Origin of the sequence: Arthrobacter sp. AL05, assembly GCF_029960715.1 — a bacterium.
Classification (GTDB): domain Bacteria; phylum Actinomycetota; class Actinomycetes; order Actinomycetales; family Micrococcaceae; genus Arthrobacter.
Window position 1 is genome coordinate 1 of record NZ_JASBRC010000069.1, and the last position, 269, is coordinate 269.

Annotated in this window: 1 pseudogene; it reads left to right on the forward strand. The window is 66.2% G+C overall.

What is annotated here, in order from left to right:
* Positions 1 to 269 (forward strand): annotated as a pseudogene (locus tag QK287_RS18565) (heavy metal translocating P-type ATPase); the annotation flags it as partial.

Consider the following 269-nt stretch of genomic DNA (forward strand, 5'->3'; position numbering starts at 1 on the left):
CATGCTGCTGGGGCACTGGATCGAGATGCGCGCCCTCGGCTCCGCCCGGGGTGCCTTGGACGCTCTTGCGGCTCTGTTGCCCGACGAGGCAGACCGGATTACCGCTGAGGGCACCGAAACCATCAAAGTCAGCGAGCTTGCGGCGGGGGACACCGTCCTGGTCCGTTCCGGAGCCCGAATGCCGGCCGACGGCACCATTGTTGACGGCCAGGCCGAGTTCGACGAATCGATGATCACCGGGGAATCCAGGACCGTCCTTCGCTCATCCG